Source organism: Thermosipho globiformans (assembly GCF_003990895.1).
Classification (GTDB): Bacteria; Thermotogota; Thermotogae; order Thermotogales; family Fervidobacteriaceae; genus Thermosipho; species Thermosipho japonicus.
This window is the reverse complement of the sequence record NZ_BHXD01000001.1, coordinates 199432-216817: the sequence shown is the minus strand read 5'-3', so window position 1 is coordinate 216817 and position 17386 is coordinate 199432. Positions and strand designations below refer to the sequence as shown.

The 17386-nt window shown below is 29.4% G+C and carries 20 protein-coding genes and 1 tRNA gene; 17 read left to right on the top strand and 4 right to left on the bottom strand.

Annotated elements, in window-relative coordinates; all coding sequences use genetic code 11:
* Positions 1 to 4: 4 nt before the first annotated feature.
* From EO083_RS01245 to EO083_RS01225, 5 genes are all read left to right on the top strand, one after another.
* Positions 5 to 1111 carry a tetratricopeptide repeat protein gene (locus EO083_RS01245; protein WP_126992404.1) on the top strand — a complete coding sequence of 369 codons (1107 nt, stop codon included), beginning with the start codon at positions 5 to 7 and terminating at the stop codon, positions 1109 to 1111.
* Between the two features lie 56 nt (positions 1112 to 1167).
* A complete protein-coding gene (locus EO083_RS01240) occupies positions 1168 to 1698 on the top strand; it encodes a hypothetical protein (protein WP_126992403.1) in 531 nt (176 codons plus the stop codon).
* 6 nt (positions 1699 to 1704) lie between these two features.
* The gene (locus tag EO083_RS01235) at positions 1705 to 2229 is read left to right on the top strand and encodes a hypothetical protein (protein WP_126992402.1); all 525 of its coding nucleotides are present in this window, start codon (positions 1705 to 1707) and stop codon (positions 2227 to 2229) included.
* A 24-nt stretch (positions 2230 to 2253) separates the two neighbouring features.
* The gene (locus EO083_RS01230; protein ID WP_126992401.1) at positions 2254 to 2706 is read left to right on the top strand and encodes a YqeG family HAD IIIA-type phosphatase; all 453 of its coding nucleotides are present in this window, start codon (positions 2254 to 2256) and stop codon (positions 2704 to 2706) included.
* Positions 2707 to 2726: 20 nt separating this feature from the next.
* Positions 2727 to 2817 (top strand) — tRNA-Ser (locus tag EO083_RS01225).
* A gap of 78 nt (positions 2818 to 2895) precedes the next feature.
* Here the strand turns inward: EO083_RS01225 and EO083_RS01220 are convergent.
* Positions 2896 to 4551: an HD domain-containing phosphohydrolase gene (locus tag EO083_RS01220; RefSeq protein ID WP_126992400.1), complete on the bottom strand. Its 1656-nt coding sequence runs from the start codon at positions 4549 to 4551 to the stop codon at positions 2896 to 2898.
* Between the two features lie 129 nt (positions 4552 to 4680).
* Between EO083_RS01220 and EO083_RS01215 the strand changes: the two genes are divergently transcribed.
* Positions 4681 to 5241 carry a thymidine kinase gene (locus EO083_RS01215; protein ID WP_126992399.1) on the top strand — a complete coding sequence of 187 codons (561 nt, stop codon included), beginning with the start codon at positions 4681 to 4683 and terminating at the stop codon, positions 5239 to 5241.
* A gap of 12 nt (positions 5242 to 5253) precedes the next feature.
* On the top strand, positions 5254 to 7056 hold the full coding sequence (locus tag EO083_RS01210; RefSeq protein ID WP_126992398.1) for a 5'-nucleotidase C-terminal domain-containing protein: 1803 nt from the start codon (positions 5254 to 5256) through the stop codon (positions 7054 to 7056).
* Between the two features lie 311 nt (positions 7057 to 7367).
* Here the strand turns inward: EO083_RS01210 and EO083_RS01205 are convergent, their stop codons facing one another.
* On the bottom strand, positions 7368 to 8024 hold the full coding sequence (locus EO083_RS01205) for a hypothetical protein (protein WP_126992397.1): 657 nt from the start codon (positions 8022 to 8024) through the stop codon (positions 7368 to 7370).
* 125 nt (positions 8025 to 8149) lie between these two features.
* Here EO083_RS01205 and EO083_RS01200 point away from each other — a divergent pair, with 125 nt between their 5' ends.
* Positions 8150 to 9304, top strand: coding sequence for a MalY/PatB family protein (locus EO083_RS01200; RefSeq protein WP_126992396.1), 1155 nt, complete (start codon positions 8150 to 8152; stop codon positions 9302 to 9304).
* Positions 9305 to 9377: 73 nt separating this feature from the next.
* Here the strand turns inward: EO083_RS01200 and EO083_RS01195 are convergent, their stop codons facing one another.
* Positions 9378 to 10019, bottom strand: coding sequence for a lactate utilization protein (locus EO083_RS01195; RefSeq protein WP_126992395.1), 642 nt, complete (start codon positions 10017 to 10019; stop codon positions 9378 to 9380).
* 14 nt (positions 10020 to 10033) lie between these two features.
* Positions 10034 to 10657, bottom strand: a complete 624-nt coding sequence (locus EO083_RS01190; RefSeq protein ID WP_126992394.1) for a redox-sensing transcriptional repressor Rex — start codon at positions 10655 to 10657, stop codon at positions 10034 to 10036.
* A 280-nt stretch (positions 10658 to 10937) separates the two neighbouring features.
* Between EO083_RS01190 and EO083_RS01185 the strand changes: the two genes are divergently transcribed.
* From EO083_RS01185 to EO083_RS01145, 9 genes are read left to right on the top strand one after another with little or no spacing between them, the layout of a single operon-like run.
* Entirely contained in the window at positions 10938 to 11420 is a 483-nt protein-coding gene (locus EO083_RS01185; protein WP_126992393.1) for a Na+/H+ antiporter subunit E, read from the top strand.
* Positions 11417 to 11674 carry a cation:proton antiporter gene (locus EO083_RS01180; RefSeq protein WP_126992392.1) on the top strand — a complete coding sequence of 86 codons (258 nt, stop codon included), beginning with the start codon at positions 11417 to 11419 and terminating at the stop codon, positions 11672 to 11674. The genes EO083_RS01185 and EO083_RS01180 overlap by 4 nt, the downstream gene beginning before the upstream one ends.
* Positions 11671 to 11991, top strand: a complete 321-nt coding sequence (mnhG, locus tag EO083_RS01175; protein ID WP_004102534.1) for a monovalent cation/H(+) antiporter subunit G — start codon at positions 11671 to 11673, stop codon at positions 11989 to 11991. Before EO083_RS01180 ends, mnhG begins: the two co-directional genes overlap by 4 nt.
* A complete protein-coding gene (locus EO083_RS01170; RefSeq protein WP_004102530.1) occupies positions 11988 to 12227 on the top strand; it encodes a Na(+)/H(+) antiporter subunit B in 240 nt (79 codons plus the stop codon). Before mnhG ends, EO083_RS01170 begins: the two co-directional genes overlap by 4 nt.
* Positions 12224 to 12946 (top strand): Na(+)/H(+) antiporter subunit B, encoded by a 723-nt coding sequence (locus EO083_RS01165; protein WP_126992391.1) that lies wholly within the window; start codon positions 12224 to 12226, stop codon positions 12944 to 12946. Before EO083_RS01170 ends, EO083_RS01165 begins: the two co-directional genes overlap by 4 nt.
* A gap of 2 nt (positions 12947 to 12948) precedes the next feature.
* Complete coding sequence (locus tag EO083_RS01160; protein ID WP_004102527.1) at positions 12949 to 13290, top strand: sodium:proton antiporter; 342 nt, start codon at positions 12949 to 12951, stop codon at positions 13288 to 13290.
* The gene (locus tag EO083_RS01155; RefSeq protein ID WP_126992390.1) at positions 13287 to 14639 is read left to right on the top strand and encodes a complex I subunit 5 family protein; all 1353 of its coding nucleotides are present in this window, start codon (positions 13287 to 13289) and stop codon (positions 14637 to 14639) included. Before EO083_RS01160 ends, EO083_RS01155 begins: the two co-directional genes overlap by 4 nt.
* The gene (locus tag EO083_RS01150) at positions 14640 to 16484 is read left to right on the top strand and encodes a proton-conducting transporter transmembrane domain-containing protein (protein WP_126992389.1); all 1845 of its coding nucleotides are present in this window, start codon (positions 14640 to 14642) and stop codon (positions 16482 to 16484) included.
* Positions 16485 to 16490: 6 nt separating this feature from the next.
* On the top strand, positions 16491 to 17372 hold the full coding sequence (locus tag EO083_RS01145) for a respiratory chain complex I subunit 1 family protein (RefSeq protein WP_126992543.1): 882 nt from the start codon (positions 16491 to 16493) through the stop codon (positions 17370 to 17372).
* The last annotated feature ends 14 nt before the right edge of the window (positions 17373 to 17386 follow it).

Sequence of the window (17386 nt, the reverse complement as noted above, 5' to 3'; positions counted from 1 at the left end):
TTTTATGAAAAGATTTTTCATTTTGATTATGTTTATTCTCATTTTGAGTACGTTATTTTCATTCAAAAAAGAAGCAATCGAGTATTACCAAGCAGGGCTTAATGCATATCAACAAAGTAACTATGAAAAAGCTCTTTACTATTTTGAAAAAGCCCTAGTTATTGATCCATCAATTGAAGGATATGATACTTCGTTAAAGTTTAAAGCAGGAATATCAGCTTATATGATTGGAAACTATGAAAAGGCTAAAGCTTATCTTTCAGGGTATACCGAAAATCCATTTGTAAAAGAGCTTTTGAATGATATTTTAAAAAATTCAACATCCACATCAGAAGAATGGAGTAATTGGATTGAAAAGTATAAACCAATGGAATTACCTGCTTCAACTGAGACTACAAATAAGAAAAACAATTCAAAATTGATACTTTTCTTAATTACTTTTTTATCATCCTTTGCAATTTTACTTATAATGGAGTTAAGAGTTATAAAAGCTAAAAAAACTTATCCTCAACCTCTTGAAACTACAAAGGAAGTTGAACAAGAACTCACAGCAAAAAATTCAGGAATTATTTTTAATGAAAACGAAGAATTAATTCCTGAAAATTCTTATACTATGGACTTTAATGAACTTATAAATAAAGAGCTCTCATTCTTATCTGAATTATTTGAGGGACTTGAAGAAATAGAAAATAATAATGAAGTAGAAATAAAAAGTAATGTAGAAGAAAATAAAGAAAATCCTTCATCTGAAATTATAGCTGAAAAAGAAAACAAAGAAGAAGAAGAAAATGTAGATATTGATGAAGTTATTGAAGAAATAGATGAATTAGAAGAAATGGTATCTGATCAAGATGAAAAATTAATCAAAAGCGAAGTTGAACAATCATTAATTGAAAAAATTAAAAGCCTTGAAATTTCTTCCTCAGAAGAAAGTAGCAATGAACTTCCAATTGAAATTGCAGAAGAATTTTCATCATTAAATATAGAAGAAGCATTTTCAAAATTGGATGAAAAAGAAGAGCTTGAAGAAGCAGAATTAAAATTAATAACAGAAAAATTAAAAGAATTCATTTCAACCCAAAACCCAAAAGAAGAGGAGGAGATTATATAAGAAAAATTATACTTTTTCTAACACTACTTCCATTAATTATTTTTTCTGACTCTTCTATGTTTAATTTCATAGAAAATATTGCTGGTAAAAGGGATTTTTTTATATATGGAACTCTACATTTTGATGTATATGATCAAAGTAATAAAAATCTACAAAGTGATATAACATTAGATGCAACAATAGTTAATTTAGAACACTTTTTTGTGCAAATTTACAAACCCGAATTTTTAAAAGATATACAAATAGAATTTAATAGTCTTACAAAAACAACGTATTACAAATATAATAACTATAAAGTTGTAGATATTTCTGCAATTGATGTTGACTATATTTATGAAATTTTAAAAACAATTTTTAGCTTTTTATCTTCTTCGCTTTTTACAATATATGAAGATCAAGAAAATTTAACCTTAATCCCTGCAGGTGCCCCTTTCTTGAAAAGGTTAGGCTTAGAACCAACTAAAATTAGTGTTTATTTTGATAAAGACTCATTGAAAAAAATTATGTTTACCACCGATGATAGTACTGAAAATATTACAATTACATTTGATAAATTTCAAATTCTAAACTTAGAAAATCAGAGGTGAATTATTATGAAAAAGATTTTTACAATACTCATTATTTTGACTATCTTTTCTTTAACTTTTTCAAATGAAACTTTTCTGGATTTTGGTATTGGATGGAATCTAGGAAAATTCTCAAACTATGGCTTAAATCTTGGTTTTTCAAATAATTTGTTTAATATACAATGGATATTTAATTTCTCAGAAAATTTTGATCACAAAATTTTTGTAGACTCTGCTATAGCAAAGTTTGAAAATATAAGCTTTGGACCAATTCTATTTGTTAATAACACAACATATGATAGTACATCGCTAGACATTGAAGCTGGGCTCAAAACTTCTATATATATTCCTGATATAGAAATTTCTTTATCCCTTACCTACCCATTAAATAAAGAGGTAAGTTATAACCTTACTGATTTTCTACTAGTTAATCTAAAATACATCGTTCCTCACCCAAATACAAAAAAAATTTGGCGTGATAAGCTTTTTTTGCTAATTAGTTATTCTAAAAAAACTGTCTTTTTCGGAGTTGGGCTATCTGAACCATTTTAACAAAACAGCTTTGGAGGAAATTTAATGGAAATCTATCCAAATGTAACCAACATAGATTTTAAAAAACTTATTGATATGGGAATAGATTTATTTATTTTTGATTTTGATAACACTGTTAATAAATGGAAAGAGAGCAAAATTCCAAACGAAATAATTCAAATTTTTAATTATCTTGAAAAAAATGGTGTAAAAATAATAATTGTTTCAAATGGAAAACCAAGAAATTTAAATGTAAATGTTAAAACTCTTTGGCTTGCAAGAAAGCCCTTGCCTTTTAAGTTTAAAAAGTACTTGAAAGAAAAGAATATAAAATATAATAAAGCAGTAGTTATTGGCGATCAATTATTTACTGATATGCTTTTTGGAAAGTTTTTAAATGCGTATTTAATTAAAGTCGATCCACTTGATACAGAAAAAGAATTTTTCATAACAAAAATTCTTAGATTTTTTGAAAAAATAGTCTTGAAATTTTTTTAGAGTATGTTATAATAGCTTGTGGAGGCGTGTTCCGAACTGGCTAAGGGGCCGGTCTTGAAAACCGGTGGGGGTTACACCCCCGTGTGGGTTCGAGTCCCACCGCCTCCGCCAAGTAAAAATTAAGCCCCATCCTAAAATGGATGGGGATTTTTTCTATTTCTTTATAAAAATCTTCATGAAACAATATAACTAACTACTTAAATTTTCCCATATTCTCTCAATTTCAGCTTCATAAGCTTTAAAAATTTCTAAAATCTTAGGATTAAATTCATCTGGTGAAGTTCTTCCATCTCCATTTAGCATAATCTCTAAAGCTTTTTCGTGAGTAAACGGTTTTTTATATGGTCTTTTTGACCTTAAAGCATCATAAACATCTACTATATTTACAATCTGCGCTTCAATTGGTATCTGATCTCCTTTTAGTCCATATGGATATCCTTTTCCATTAAACTTTTCATGATGATACAAGGCTATCCTTTTTGCTATTTCTAATCTTTCATCTCCATTTAGTATTTCCGCTCCCCAAATTGTGTGTTTCTTCATAATTTCCCATTCTTCATTAGACAAAGAAGAAGGCTTTCTCAATATTTCCGGTGGAACTTTTATCTTTCCAATATCATGCAATGCCGAATACAAATATATCTTTTTTACCAAATTATCTGGTAATTTCATCTTTTCTGCTAAAAATTTTGATAAAACTTGAACTCTTTTAATATGATTACCGGTATCTTCATCAAAACCTTCAACAATAGTTGCCATTTTTTCAATAAATAGCTCGTATGTTGTTTCAAGCTCTCCAGAATATTTTTCTATTTCCTTATATGCTTCTTCAAGTTCTTCATTTGTAGCTTTAAGCTCTTGAAAATTTGCTTCAATTATTGAAATCATATCGGCAATTTCATTAACCAAAACATCAATTTCTTCAATTTCAGTATTAATTTTTGAACCATCAAATTCTTGATTAGTTAAATATCTTTTTGTTTCATCTATAATATTTTCAATTGGAGCTCTAATGTTGGAATTCAATTCTTCTTCCACATTATTATCAGTCAAATGGCCTAAGAGTAAAATTCCTAAAACAATTGTTATTGTAATTAAAAAATTTGGAAGCAACCTAATCACATAATTTTCATATACTACAATATAGATATCTCCTAAAGCTTTTTGAAATAACAATACATTAAAATTATAAATTCTATATTTTTTATCGTGATCAATTTTTAATTTTCGCCCTATAATTTTCTTATTATTACTATAAATTACTGTGTTATTCTGATCAATTAAAATAACATTTCTATCTAAAACATGAGTAACAATATAGTTAGGATTTATATCCACACCCAAAACTCCGTATCCATTTTTTATTTCAACATATTTTGATATTGTCAAAATAATATCACCAGTGACAGCATCAATATATGGTGGGGAAACTTGGAAAAAATCCTTTTTTTCTAAAGATTTTTTAAACCAGGGCCTATCTTTGGGCAATAAATTTTCTGGAATTTTTGCCTCAGGAATAAAGACAAGATTCCTTTCAGGAATGGAAAAATAGACATGTTGCACCATATTTTTATAATTCTCATAGAAAAGTCTTAAAATATTTTCAAGATTTTTCTTATCTTCAAATAAACTTTTGTCTTGGCTTAAAACGTTTAAAAAATTTCCAACATGTAATCCCAAATCATTCCATTCACGCACAGATTTGGAAAGTTGTAGTTCCAATTGAAAAAACATAGCTCTTATTCCTAAAAGCGTCATAATAATTCCAGCAATTATTCCAATAACTATAATTGGCAAGATAATATGGTTTCTTATTTTCCTTTTTATAAAGTGATTGATTGTCAATCTATCACTCCCAGTTCTATTTTTATACAACTTAATTTTAACATAAAAATCTTTTATATAAAATATGGTATATAATATAAAGTGTAGTAGACATATATCTCAAAAAGATCAATTAATTGGAGGGAGAATATGGTAGGAAAATTAACAGTAATCACTGGCCCAATGTATTCTGGTAAAACCACTGAACTTTTATCATTTGTAGAAATCTATAATATAGGGAAGAAAAAAACAATTGTCTTTAAACCATCGATCGATAACAGATATGGTGAAGATATAGTTTCAACTCATACGGGCTTTAAAGTAAAAGCTCATAAAATCTCAAAATCAATCGAAATATTAAATCATATTTCAAACAATATTGATGCAGTATTTATAGATGAAGTACAATTCTTTGATGAAGAATTGATAAATGTAGTCAGAAATCTTATCTTTAAAGGTATCGATGTTTATTGTGCAGGTCTTGATATCTCATATCTAGAAAAACCTTTTAAAACAACGGCAAATTTACTGGCAATGGCAGATGAAGTTATTAAAAAGAAAGCCGTATGTGAAAAATGTGGGGAACATAGAGCAACTTATTCTTTTAAAATAACTCAAGACAATAAAGAAATAGATATTGGCGGAAAAGAAAAATATATAGCTCTATGTAGAGAGTGCTTAAAAAAGATAAAAGTTAATAAAACACTATAGGAGGTGGAATGCATGAAGAAACTTTTAGGTATTATTCTTATTATTTTAACTGTTTCATTATTATTTTCAACTGAAGTTGTCATTTTACACAGTAGTGACTTACATGGAAATATTTTACCAATCAATTATGCTACAAACTCTCCTTCAGATGTAGGGCTTGCAAAAATTGCAACCTTGGTAAAACAGTTTAGGAATGAGTATCAAAACGTAATACTTATAGATACTGGAGACTTAATTCAAGGAACCCCCTTGGAATATTATCATGCAAGAATAGATAACAAGCCAGTTGATCCAATGGTACTTGTAATGAACAAACTAGGTTATTCTGCCTGGATAATAGGAAATCATGAATTTAACTACGGTTTAGATGTTTTAAAAAAAGCAGTTTCTGAAGCTCAATTTCCAGCTTTAAGTGCTAATATAATAGATGTAAAAGAAAATTCATCTTTATTTAAACCTTATCATATAGTAAATGTTGGAGATATAAAAATCGGTATTTTAGGACTTACCACTAAGTACATTCCCAATTGGGAAGATCCAAAAAATATCGAAGGTCTTGACTTTTTAGATCCAGTAGAAGTTGCTAAAAAATACGTTGATATTCTTAAAAACAAAGAAAATGTTGATATAGTAATTGTTGCATATCACGGTGGCCTTGAAAGAGATCCTCAAACAGGAGAACCAACAGAAGAATTAACCGGCGAAAATCAAGCTTATCAACTCTTACAAGAAGTTGATGGAATTGATGTTTTACTACTTGGTCATCAACACAGAACTATTGCAACAAAAATAAATAATGTGCCAGTTTCAATGCCTTCTTACTGGGGAAAATCACTTGGAAAGGTTGTTTTAAAACTTGAAAAAAAGGATAATAAATGGCAAGTTATTGATAGCTCAGTAGAGCAAGTTTCTGTAAAAGGAGTTCCTGCCGATGAAGAAATCATTTCTTTGATAAAACCATATGATGAAAAAGTTCAAGCATGGTTAGATCAACCCGTTGGATATGCAGATGGAGATTTTTGGGTAGAAAATCCTCTTTTTGCAAGACTTCAAGACAATCCTTTAATAGAATTTGTAAATAAAGTTCAAATGTACTACAGCAAAGCTAAAATTTCATCTACTGCTCTCTTTAATAATAGCATTAAAGGATGGAAGAGTGGTCCTATTACATTAAGAGATATTAATGCAGTTTACATTTATCCAAATACCTTAAAGGTTATTAAAGTCACTGGTAAAGATATAAAAGATGCTTTAGAAAAAAGTGCTGACTATTTTGTTATGGAAAATTATATGGTTTCAGTCAATAAATCTTGGGTTGAACCTAAACCTAGACATTATAATTATGACATGTGGGAAGGAATTAGCTATAAAATAGTTCTTAACAATCCTTCAGGAAATAGAATAATAGACTTAATGTTCGAAGGAAAACCAATTGAAATGGATAAAGAATACGAAATTGTCCTTAACAACTATAGAGCAGGTGGCGGCGGTGGATATACAATGTTTAAAGGAAAACCAGTTGTTAGAGAAGTAATGATGGAAGTTTCAGAATTAATGGCAGATTACATTCTTGAACACAAAAATATTAAAGCAACAACTGATAACAATTGGCAAACTGTTGTTAAATTTGAATATGTTATTAATCCTGGCGAAACTCTCTGGTCAATCTCAAAACGCTTAGGTGTTTCAATTAATGATTTAATAAGATGGAATAATATTAAAAATCCATCGCTTATAAAACCTGGAACTAAATTGGTATATTACAAAAATTACATTGATACTATACCACCAATAAAAGAACTAATAAACTTCTAAAAATCAACAAAAACTTTGCTCATGCTTACATTAATGCCCGTTTCTAGTAGAACAGCTAGAAACGGGCTTTTCTATTTAAAAGTAATATTTAAGTATATGATTCTGTGCTTTTAAAACCTTTTTGAAAGAATAATTTTTGCATTAAATTTTAAGCCATAAATAACTTAACAAGTTATGCGATTTATTAATTCTGACTCTTTTAAATAACAAAATATAAAAACAAAAATATCCCATTCTTTCTTAAGGTAGAATGGGATATTTACGGTTTAAGACTATTTATAAAGGATGATTCTTTTCAGTGTTAATATTTTTTATTTTATTAAACCAAAAACATCCTCTAAACCTTGCTTTTCAACTTGAAATTTATAAAATCCAAAAAATTTATCCATATATTTATCTCTTTCCTTTGAATATTTATCAGCAAAGTTAGCTGTAGATCTTGAAACAGTATCATGATCCCTTGTCTCTTTAATCGCATCCATTAGATATAAAACTGTATAATCCATGTTTATAGCAGCCATATATAAGTCTTGATTTGCATTATAAATTTCAGAATTTTCTATTCTATCTCTTAAAGAATCAAGTTTACTAATTATATCTTTTAATATTTTTCTCTTATCTTCTAAATAGTAAATCATATAAGAATATGTTTCATTTCTATCTTGCATTTTATTAACTTCATTAAAAATCTTACCTGTTATTAAATTTTCTTTTAAAACATCATATCCAATTTCTTTATCTAGAGCTTCTAAATAGGATTTAAAATCTTTAATTTTACTTGATTCTTGAGTGTTTTCAACTTCTTCTGTTACTGGTGATGAATCTTCTTCAATAACTTCTTGTGCAATTGGAGTTTGAACACTATTTGTTGCAACTTCTTTATCCTTAGATGGTATAAGTAACACTGCCACTGCCAAGACTACAACTATCAATATAAAAAAACCACAACCTCTAACCAGTTTTCTCATAAATCTACCTCCTCTAAAGTTAGTAAACAAAATTATATTTCCGACAAGATTATACCATAATAAAAGTAATAATCAATCTATGGTACAATTGATAACGATAGATTATCATAAAAGAGGGGGATAAAATGATAGATTTTGACAAAATCATTGAACGACGTGGAACAAACTCGTATAAGTGGGATTATGGGGATAATGAATTATATGATAATTTATTACCTTTATGGGTAGCAGATATGGATTTTGAAGCTCCAAAAGAAGTAATTGATGCAATAAAAGCAAGAACAAAGCACGGAATATACGGATATACTTTTAGGCCTGAAGGGTATTATAAGTCAATCATAAAATGGTTTGATGAAATTCATAATGTAAAAATAAAAAAAGACTGGATTGTTCCAATCCCTGGAGTGGTTCCAGGAATTGCATTTGCAATACAAGCTTTAACAAATCCTGGAGATAAAATAATAATACAACCTCCGGTTTATAGACCTTTTTATGAAGTAATTAATAACCTTGGAAGAAGAATTTCTTTAAATCCACTAATTGAAAATAATGGATATTACAAAATGGATTTTGAAAATCTTGAAAAAATTATTGATAATAGAACTACAATGTTAATTTTATGTAGTCCACATAATCCAGTAGGAAGAGTATGGAAAAAAACAGAGTTAGAAAAATTAGGTGAAATATGTTTAAAGCACAACATAACAGTTATATCCGATGAAATTCATGCTGATATCGTTTATTCCCCTAATAAACATAATATGTTCTTTTCAGTATCTGATAAATTTTTAAACAATAGTATTGTGCTTACTGCTCCAAACAAAACTTTTAATATAGCAGGTCTTCAAACTGGCAATGCATTTATTCCAAATAAGTTTATAAGGCAAAAGTTCGAGGCAGTTATAAATTCACAACACTTAAACTTAACTAATATATTTGGAATTGTTGCAACTGAAGCAGCATACACATACGGAAAAAGCTGGCTCATTCAATTAAAAAAATACCTTTATGACAATGCCGTATATGTTAAAAAGTCACTAGAAAAAAATACCAATGTTAGAACTTTAATACCTGAAGGAACTTTCCTTATGTGGCTCGATTTTAGAAAATATAATACTGATATCCATGAAAAGTTATTAAAAAATGGGTTGTGGTTAAATCAGGGTAAAGAATTCGGAGAAGAAGGAGATGGATTTGAAAGAATGAACATTGCAACCTCAAGAAAAATAATTGAAAAGGCAGTAAAAATAATAATTAGTAGTTTAAATGATCTTGAGTAATTTTTCAAAAGCCCCCAAAATATTTATTTTTCATAATCTTTGGGGGCTTTATAATATACTTAAGATTAAGATTTTACAAGCCTAGCTCTTTTAATACAATAACAACTTTTATCCTTCCAGGATGTCTATAACCACTTTCTATTATCGTATAATAATTGCAAATTCTTTGGTGTGATGCACAATCAACACAATAACCTGTTTGAGCACATGGAGTATTAAGATTCAACCTTTTTGTATTCATAGGAGAAATATACCTTATTCTTTCTCTTGCTTCTTCCAAATTTTTCACTACTTTATTAACACTAGTAACTAAAATAACGTTTTTTGGTCCAAAAATAACTGCAGCAACTCTATTACCGTTTCCATCTAAAAGCGCAATTTCACCATTTTCAGTTATTGCATTAGCACTACATACATAAAAATCTGAAAAAAACGCTTTTCTTTCTAATTCTTCCTTCTCTTCTTTTGTTTTTGCACTATATCTATCCAAAAAGTTATATTCTTCAGTTCTTAACTTTTCTAGTAGTCCTATTTGATTAAGTGTCAAAGATCCACCTGTGGCAACTGTTGAACCCTTAGGAATTAACTCTAAAACTTTTTCTAAAGCTTCTTTTTCATCTTTTACAATATATGCTTCATGACCTTTTTTGTTTAAAGCATCAGCAACTTTGTTTGCCAACGATTTATACTTCCATAAATATAATTCGTCTCTCATTCTACCACCTTCTTCTATTCAATATTTCTTTCAATCTTAAATGATAACGATTTAAAAGAAAGAGTTATATCTACATCTTCAACGGGGATATTCGTTCTAAGTTTCACAGGTGCAAAATTAACAATTCCCTTAATTCCCAATTTTTCCAATTTATCTACAACCATTTGAGCAGCATTTTCTGGAACCGCTAGAACTGCTATTTCTACAATATTTTTCTTAAAAAATTCATCAATTTCAGAAAAATGTTTAACAGTTAACCTTCCTATCTTTCTTCCAACCTTTGATCTATCAGCATCAAAAATACCTATAACATTAAACTTTTCCTTTCTTAAACCTTCATAATTTGCTATAGCACTACCGATATTTCCTGCACCAATAACAATGACATTCCAATATTTATTAACACCTATTATGTCTTCTAGCCTTTCCATTAATTCATAAGTATTATATCCAACTCCTCTTTTTCCAAACTCTCCAAAATATGATAAATCTTTCCTAACTTGGCTAGATTTAATACCAAGTCTTTCTGCAATATCTTTTGAAGCTACATATTCAATACCTTCATCATATAATCTATTAAGACACCTATAATAAAGCCCTAATCTCTTAATAACAGGTCTTGGAATCTTTTTTTCCATATTCTCAATCCTCCTATATTTTTGTGAAGTTAGTCACAATAAATTATACTATATTTTTCACAAATAATTCAAGTAATAATTTGCCTTCGATTTTTCAATAAAAATATTAAATTTCTGGAAATATTAAAAAATAACATGTAGATAATAACCTTTATTCTATTTTTTTTAATATTTGAACAAATTGGAAAATATGATATAATACAACTTGAAAACAGATAAGAATACTCGGAATTTAATAATTACTTCAAATTTTTAATTGCTTTTTTAAAGGAGGGATATTGTGTATATTTCAGTATTTATTGTGACCTATTTCACATGGATATTACTAACAGGTTACAACGATATTTCTGAGCTAATCGTAGGCTTTTTTGTTTCACTAATTGTTTCAGGTGTCTTAAAAAAGTATTATAGAATAAGATTCGATTCAAAATTTTTAGTAAGATTTGTTAAATTTGTATTAGTTTATTTACCTGTATTTATATGGGAAATGATAAAAGCAAATTTTGATGTTGCCGCAAGAGTCTTAAATCCGAAACTTCCAATTAACCCCGGTTTTGTAAAAATTAAAACAAACCTTAAAAAAGAAGCCTCAAAACTTACCTTAGCAAATTCCATTACACTTACCCCTGGCACACTCACCTTAGATGTTAAAGATGATACCCTCTTTATTCATTGGATTGATGTAAAAACCTTAGATGAAAGCGAAAAAAAGGAAAAGATTAGTGGAACGTTTGAAAAGATTTTAAAGGGGGTATTCGAATGACAATTATTAACTATATTTACTTCGGATTTGTAGGTTTAGGAGTATTATTTTCCTTTCTTAGAATATTGCTTGGTCCAACAAGCGCTGACAGAGTAGCTGCATTAGATACTTTGAATGTCGTTTTAACCGGAACTATTGTTTTTTTAGCTTTAGTATTTAAAAATGGACTATATCTTGATATCGCTCTAGTATACGGTCTTCTTTCATTTACTGAAACAGTTGTAATATCTCGTTACTTGGAGGGGAAAAAATGAGTATATTAGGATATATTCTAATAACTATAGGAGCATTTTTTTATTTTCTAGGCGGGCTAGGTATTTTTAGAATGCCAGATGTTTACAATAGGTTACAAGCTGGGACAAAGGCTACCACTCTTGGCTCATTCTCGGTAATATTAGGAGTAGGTTTGGTAAATCTTGATTATTTACCTAAAGCATTAATTATAATTGCTTTCATTGCATTAACAAATCCCGTTGGAAGTTCTGTTCTTGCAAGAGCTGCCTATTTGAAAGGTATAAAACCTACTGACAAGACAAAAGTTGACGAATATAAAGGTGGTGATGAAAAATGACTATTGTCATTATATTCGTCGGAATATTAATGATTATTTCTGCCATTTATGCAGTCGAGGCAAAAAAAATGCTGGATTCATTTATATCATTATCACTTTTAAGTTTGTTATCGGTTTTTTTGTTTGTAATAATGAAGGCTCCCGATGTTGCAATTACAGAAGCTGCAGTTGGAGCTGGTCTTACTACAGCTGTTTTAATCTTGGCATTACAAAGAGTTGGTGGTGATGAAAAATGAGAAGAGTATTTTCAATTCTTATAGTGTTAGGATTGATTTTATTTTTTGTAAATTCTCTTTCTATTCTACCTGAATATGGGAAAGTTAAACTTTCAAAAGTTTCCAGTGCATATATAAATAAAAGTGTTAATGGAAACAGTGAAAAAGTTAAATTTGGTGAATCAAAAGATTTAGAAGATGGTTCTGCTAATGTAGTTACATCTATAGTAGTCAACTATAGATCTTTTGATACACTTGGTGAAGTAACTGTATTATTCACATCTGCATTAGGTGTTGGATTAATATTACATGGCTATAAAAGAAAAAAATACGGAAGACAACCTAACTTTATTCTAAGAATTTCTGTAGGTATTTTGCTTCCATTAATTCTTTTATTTGGTGCTTATATATTTATCCACGGACATCTTACACCTGGCGGCGGTTTCCCAGGAGGTACAATAATTGCTGCCGGTATTTTACTATTGTATCTTTCTAACGAAGAATATGATCTTTCTAAAGTTTCCAAATTTGTCGAAAGTACTGCAGGAAGTTTATATGTAATAGTCGGTTTAACAGGATTAGCAATTTCAGGTATTTTCTTACTAAACTTCCTCCCAACGGGAGTAGTTGGTAATTTATTTAGTGCCGGAATAGTGCCAATAGTGTACATATTAATTGGTTTTAAAGTAGGTGCCGAACTTTCAGGAATAATTGCGGATTTATACAGGGAGGAGGGATGACAATGGTATACTATATCTCTTTTATATTAATAGGAGTAGGAATTTATGGAATACTAACTCAAAAAAACTTATTTAAAACATTAGTATCATTAACAATAATTGATACCGCAATTAACATTCTTATAATTTCACTTGGCTACATAGAAGGAAGTGATGTGCCAATTTATTCAAAATATACACAATCAGCTAACTTTGTTGATCCACTCCCACAAGCATTGGTACTTACAGCAATTGTTATAGGCGTAGGTACTTTAGCATTAGGTGCTTCTCTATTAATTAGAGTATATGAAAAATATGGGACTTTAGATACTGAAGAAATCGCCGTTAAGGAGGCGAGAAAATGACAGCTTTGTTAATTGCTATTCCCTTAATTTCTGCTTTCATATTTGTACCATTTAAAGAAAAATCAAAATATATTCTTCCATTTATTGTATTAGCCAACATCATTTTATTATTTAATCTTCCACTTGATACTGTAGAATTTATGGGCGGTTGGAAAGCTCCATTTGGAATAGTATTAGTACTTGATTCTGCAAGCTTTTATACTTTATTAGTCGTTAATATTATTTTCTTACTTATCTCCCTAATGCCTCAAATAACAGATAAAGGTTTGTCAATAATCTTATTAATTTTATTAGCATCTACAAATGGTCTAATATTAACAGGTGATATATTTAACTCATTTGTATTTATGGAAATCACAGCAGCTGCAGCATACATTATTGCTTCTTCAAAGAAAAATTATTATGGAGCATATAAATATTTGATTGTTGGAAGTATTGCTGGTGGTTTCTACCTCTTAGGTGCAATATATTCATATCTTGGAACTGGATCATTAAATTTTGCAGATATATCTTTAAATATGAAAGAGTCATTCCTTCCTTATGTTGCACTTATGTTATTTATTGGACTTGCTGTTGAATCAAAAATACTTCCATTAGCTGGATGGGTTCCAGATGTTTATGCTTCAGGTTCACCGCTTACTCCTGCAATTTTGGGTACTGGAGTTACATTTACAATGATTTATTTATTAAGTAGAATTTTTATTACTGTACTTAATGGATATTTTCTTGACGTAATTTATATCTTTGGATTATTAACTCTTATTTTAGCTGAAATTGCAGCATTTAAACAAGAAAAATTATTAAAAGCATTGGCATTTTCATCTATTGCTCAAGCAGGTTTAGTTTTAAGCGTTATTTCTTTAAACACTTATGATTCATTAAAAGCTGGATATTTCCATCTCCTTAATGATGCAACGGCAAAGATAATTTTATTCGTAATAGCTGCAACAGTTGTTGGCAGCTTTATGAAAAACAAAACTGCTGGAATTTCATTTAGTATTGCTTCTTTTTCCTTGATTGGTTTCCCACTATTTGCAGGCTTTAGAAGTAAATTGTTAATTTTACAAAGTTCATTCGAAAGTGGAAACTATATTTTACCAGCAGCATTACTATTCTCAACTATTATTGAAGCAGCTTACTTATTAAAATGGAACATTCATCTTTGGTACGGAAATAATGAAAAATCAGAAAGAATTCCTTGGAATATAGTTCTAATCACTTTAATATTATCGTTATTCATAATATACATTGGATTGTTCCCAGATACATATTTAAAAATTGCTGAAAATATAACAAACGGCTTAATGAACTACAAAGCTTATGTAACTACAGTTCTGGGAGGGATGTAAATGATTTCTATTACAAATCTAATATTAGTGTTTCTGTTTGGTTCTTTAATTAGTTATCTGCTAACAAAAGCAAACAAAGTTTTAGGTTCTATATTTAACTTTCTTCTTTCATTTTATGCATTATACTACGTATGGAATATTGAAGTAGGTCACTATGAAAAATTATTCAACATTTTTCCAAATATTGAAAGCTCACTAAAAGTAACATATTTAGGCAAGTTTTTCGCTATTATAAGTTTAATAGTTATTTCATTAGTTTCATTTTTCATAATTGAATGGATAAGAAAAAAACCTTCAAGACCAGCTGCTTTTAATGCTTTTATATTAATTATGATAGCTGGAGTAATTGGAGTATTCTTTTCAAATGATCTTTTAACATTATATGTTTTCTGGGAAATTGCAGTTTTAGGTTCATTCTTAATAGTTCCAATGGGGAAAGAAGAATCTAAAAAGGCAGCAGTAATTTATGCAGTAACAAGTGCCATTGGAAGCTATATGTACCTTTTTGCAACATTTTCTATTTATAGCAAATACGGCGTACTTTCTTTTGACAAAGTATCAAGTTATTTGTTGAATGAGCCATCAAACTTATTTAAATGGTTTGTAATTCTATTTATTGCTAGTGCAGGAATAGCAAAGAGTGGTATTTTCCCATTGCATACCTGGTTGAGAATAACACATGGTAATGCTCCAGATGCCTTTAGTGCAATATTATCTGGTCAACTAGTTAAAATGGGATCATATGTTCTTGCAATTTCTCTCTCTGTATTTCCTTCGACAATGCTATTCAATGCTTTCTATCATGGTGTACCTTTAATTAATTATCTTCTTATTTGGTTAGGAAATATTTCAATAATAATAGGAACTTTTATGGCAATAAGACAAAATGACATGAAACAATTAATTGCTTATTCTTCCATCGCAAATGGTGGTTACATTCTAGTTGGGCTCGGAGTAATGAATTCAATTGGTTATGCTGGAGGACTTTTCCATGTTTTTAACCATGCTATTGCAGCTGCAATGATCTTTTTATCATTTGCTGCAGTAGTTTATCGAACAGGCACAACTAAGATTGATGAAATGGGTGGTTTAATCTGGAGAATGCCCTGGACATTTGTAACATATCTTGTAGGAATAATTTCATTAGCTGGAATTCCCCCTACAAGCGGTTTTATATCAAAATGGATGATATTTAATGCTCTATTAACAAAGGGAATGTTTATTACATTAGCAATTACATTCATTGGAAGTGTTGGATCATTTTTATATGTCTTTAGACCACTTGCAGGTGTATTTTTAGGTCAATTAAAGAAAAAACATTATGAAGTAAAAGAAGTATCGCCTATAATGTTAATTCCTATGTTAATACTTGTTATTTTAACGGTATTTATTGGAATTTATCCAAAACCTGTACTTGACTTAATAGCATCGATTGAAAAAAATATTGGTATCAAACCAATAGAATATAGTGGTACTATTATAAAAACTTCTTTGGGTCAGTGGGATACTTTAACGGTATTTACAATGTTTGCAGTTGGATTTATTATTGCTCTTATTTTATACCTTATTTTTCCAAAGGGTAAAAAAGTTGAATTGACTGATCAATATACTGGAGGAGATTATCTATATAATTACGATTTATATCACTACGCAACAGGATTCTACAGATTTATTGAAAGATTATATGATAAACATCCATCATTTGAAAAACTCTATAATATGTTAGCATCATTTTTCAAGAGTATGGGTGAAATAGTTAATGGAATAATTTATAAGGTTAGCCCAAGTGGATATGTATTCTGGATTTCAATTGTAATCCTCATTTTATTCTGGGTGAGGTGGTAGAAGATGATGACTATACTTAAGGTAGCAGCAGTTTTATTTACAGGATTCTTTTTTGGATTAACATTAGAGGGAATTTCAAGAAAAGTTATGGCAAGGATACAAAGAAGGTATGGTCCACCCTGGTACCAGAACTTCTTAGATGTTTTCAAGGCTCTTTCTAAGATTGGAATTTCCCATGGATGGATTTTTGACTTTGGAATTTTGATGGCACTTGGAGGAGTAATTGCTACACTTGCATTTGTACCACTTGGAAATTTAGTCGCTTTTCCTGGGCTGGACAATTTATTTATTATAGTATATCTTTTTGCAGTTGGTGCACTGGGAATGGCAATGGGAATGGTTGGTTCCGGGAATCCAAATGCAAGTATTGGTGTTGCAAGGGCTTTGACACAAATGTTAGGTTATGAAATACCTTATATGATTTCCGTAGCCGCAGTAATGTATTACTATAAAACAGCTTCTGTATCAACATTAATGCTCTCACAACAAGATACCTGGACTTTATTTAAAATGCCAATAGGTGGTATTGTCGCATTTATTTCACTCTTGGGTATGTTAGGTAAAAAACCATTTGATACTCCAATAGCACCCGCTGAAATAGCTTCTGGGCCAATGGTTGAACTTTCAGCTAAATACATGGGCTTATTAATGTTAATGCATACTTTTTCAATTTTTGTTGAAGTTGGATTATTTGTAGACATTTTCTTGGGCATAAGTAATTATTGGACTTTTCTCTTAAAGTTTACAGCTGTTTGGATCTTTGCAACTTTAATTTCATCTGTTTTGCCACGATTTAGAATAGAACAAGTTGTTAAATTTTACTGGAAAGTTCCACTCAGTTTAGCTTTTATACAAGCATTGTTTGTATTAATCGGATGGGTATTTTAGGAGGTGAATAAAAG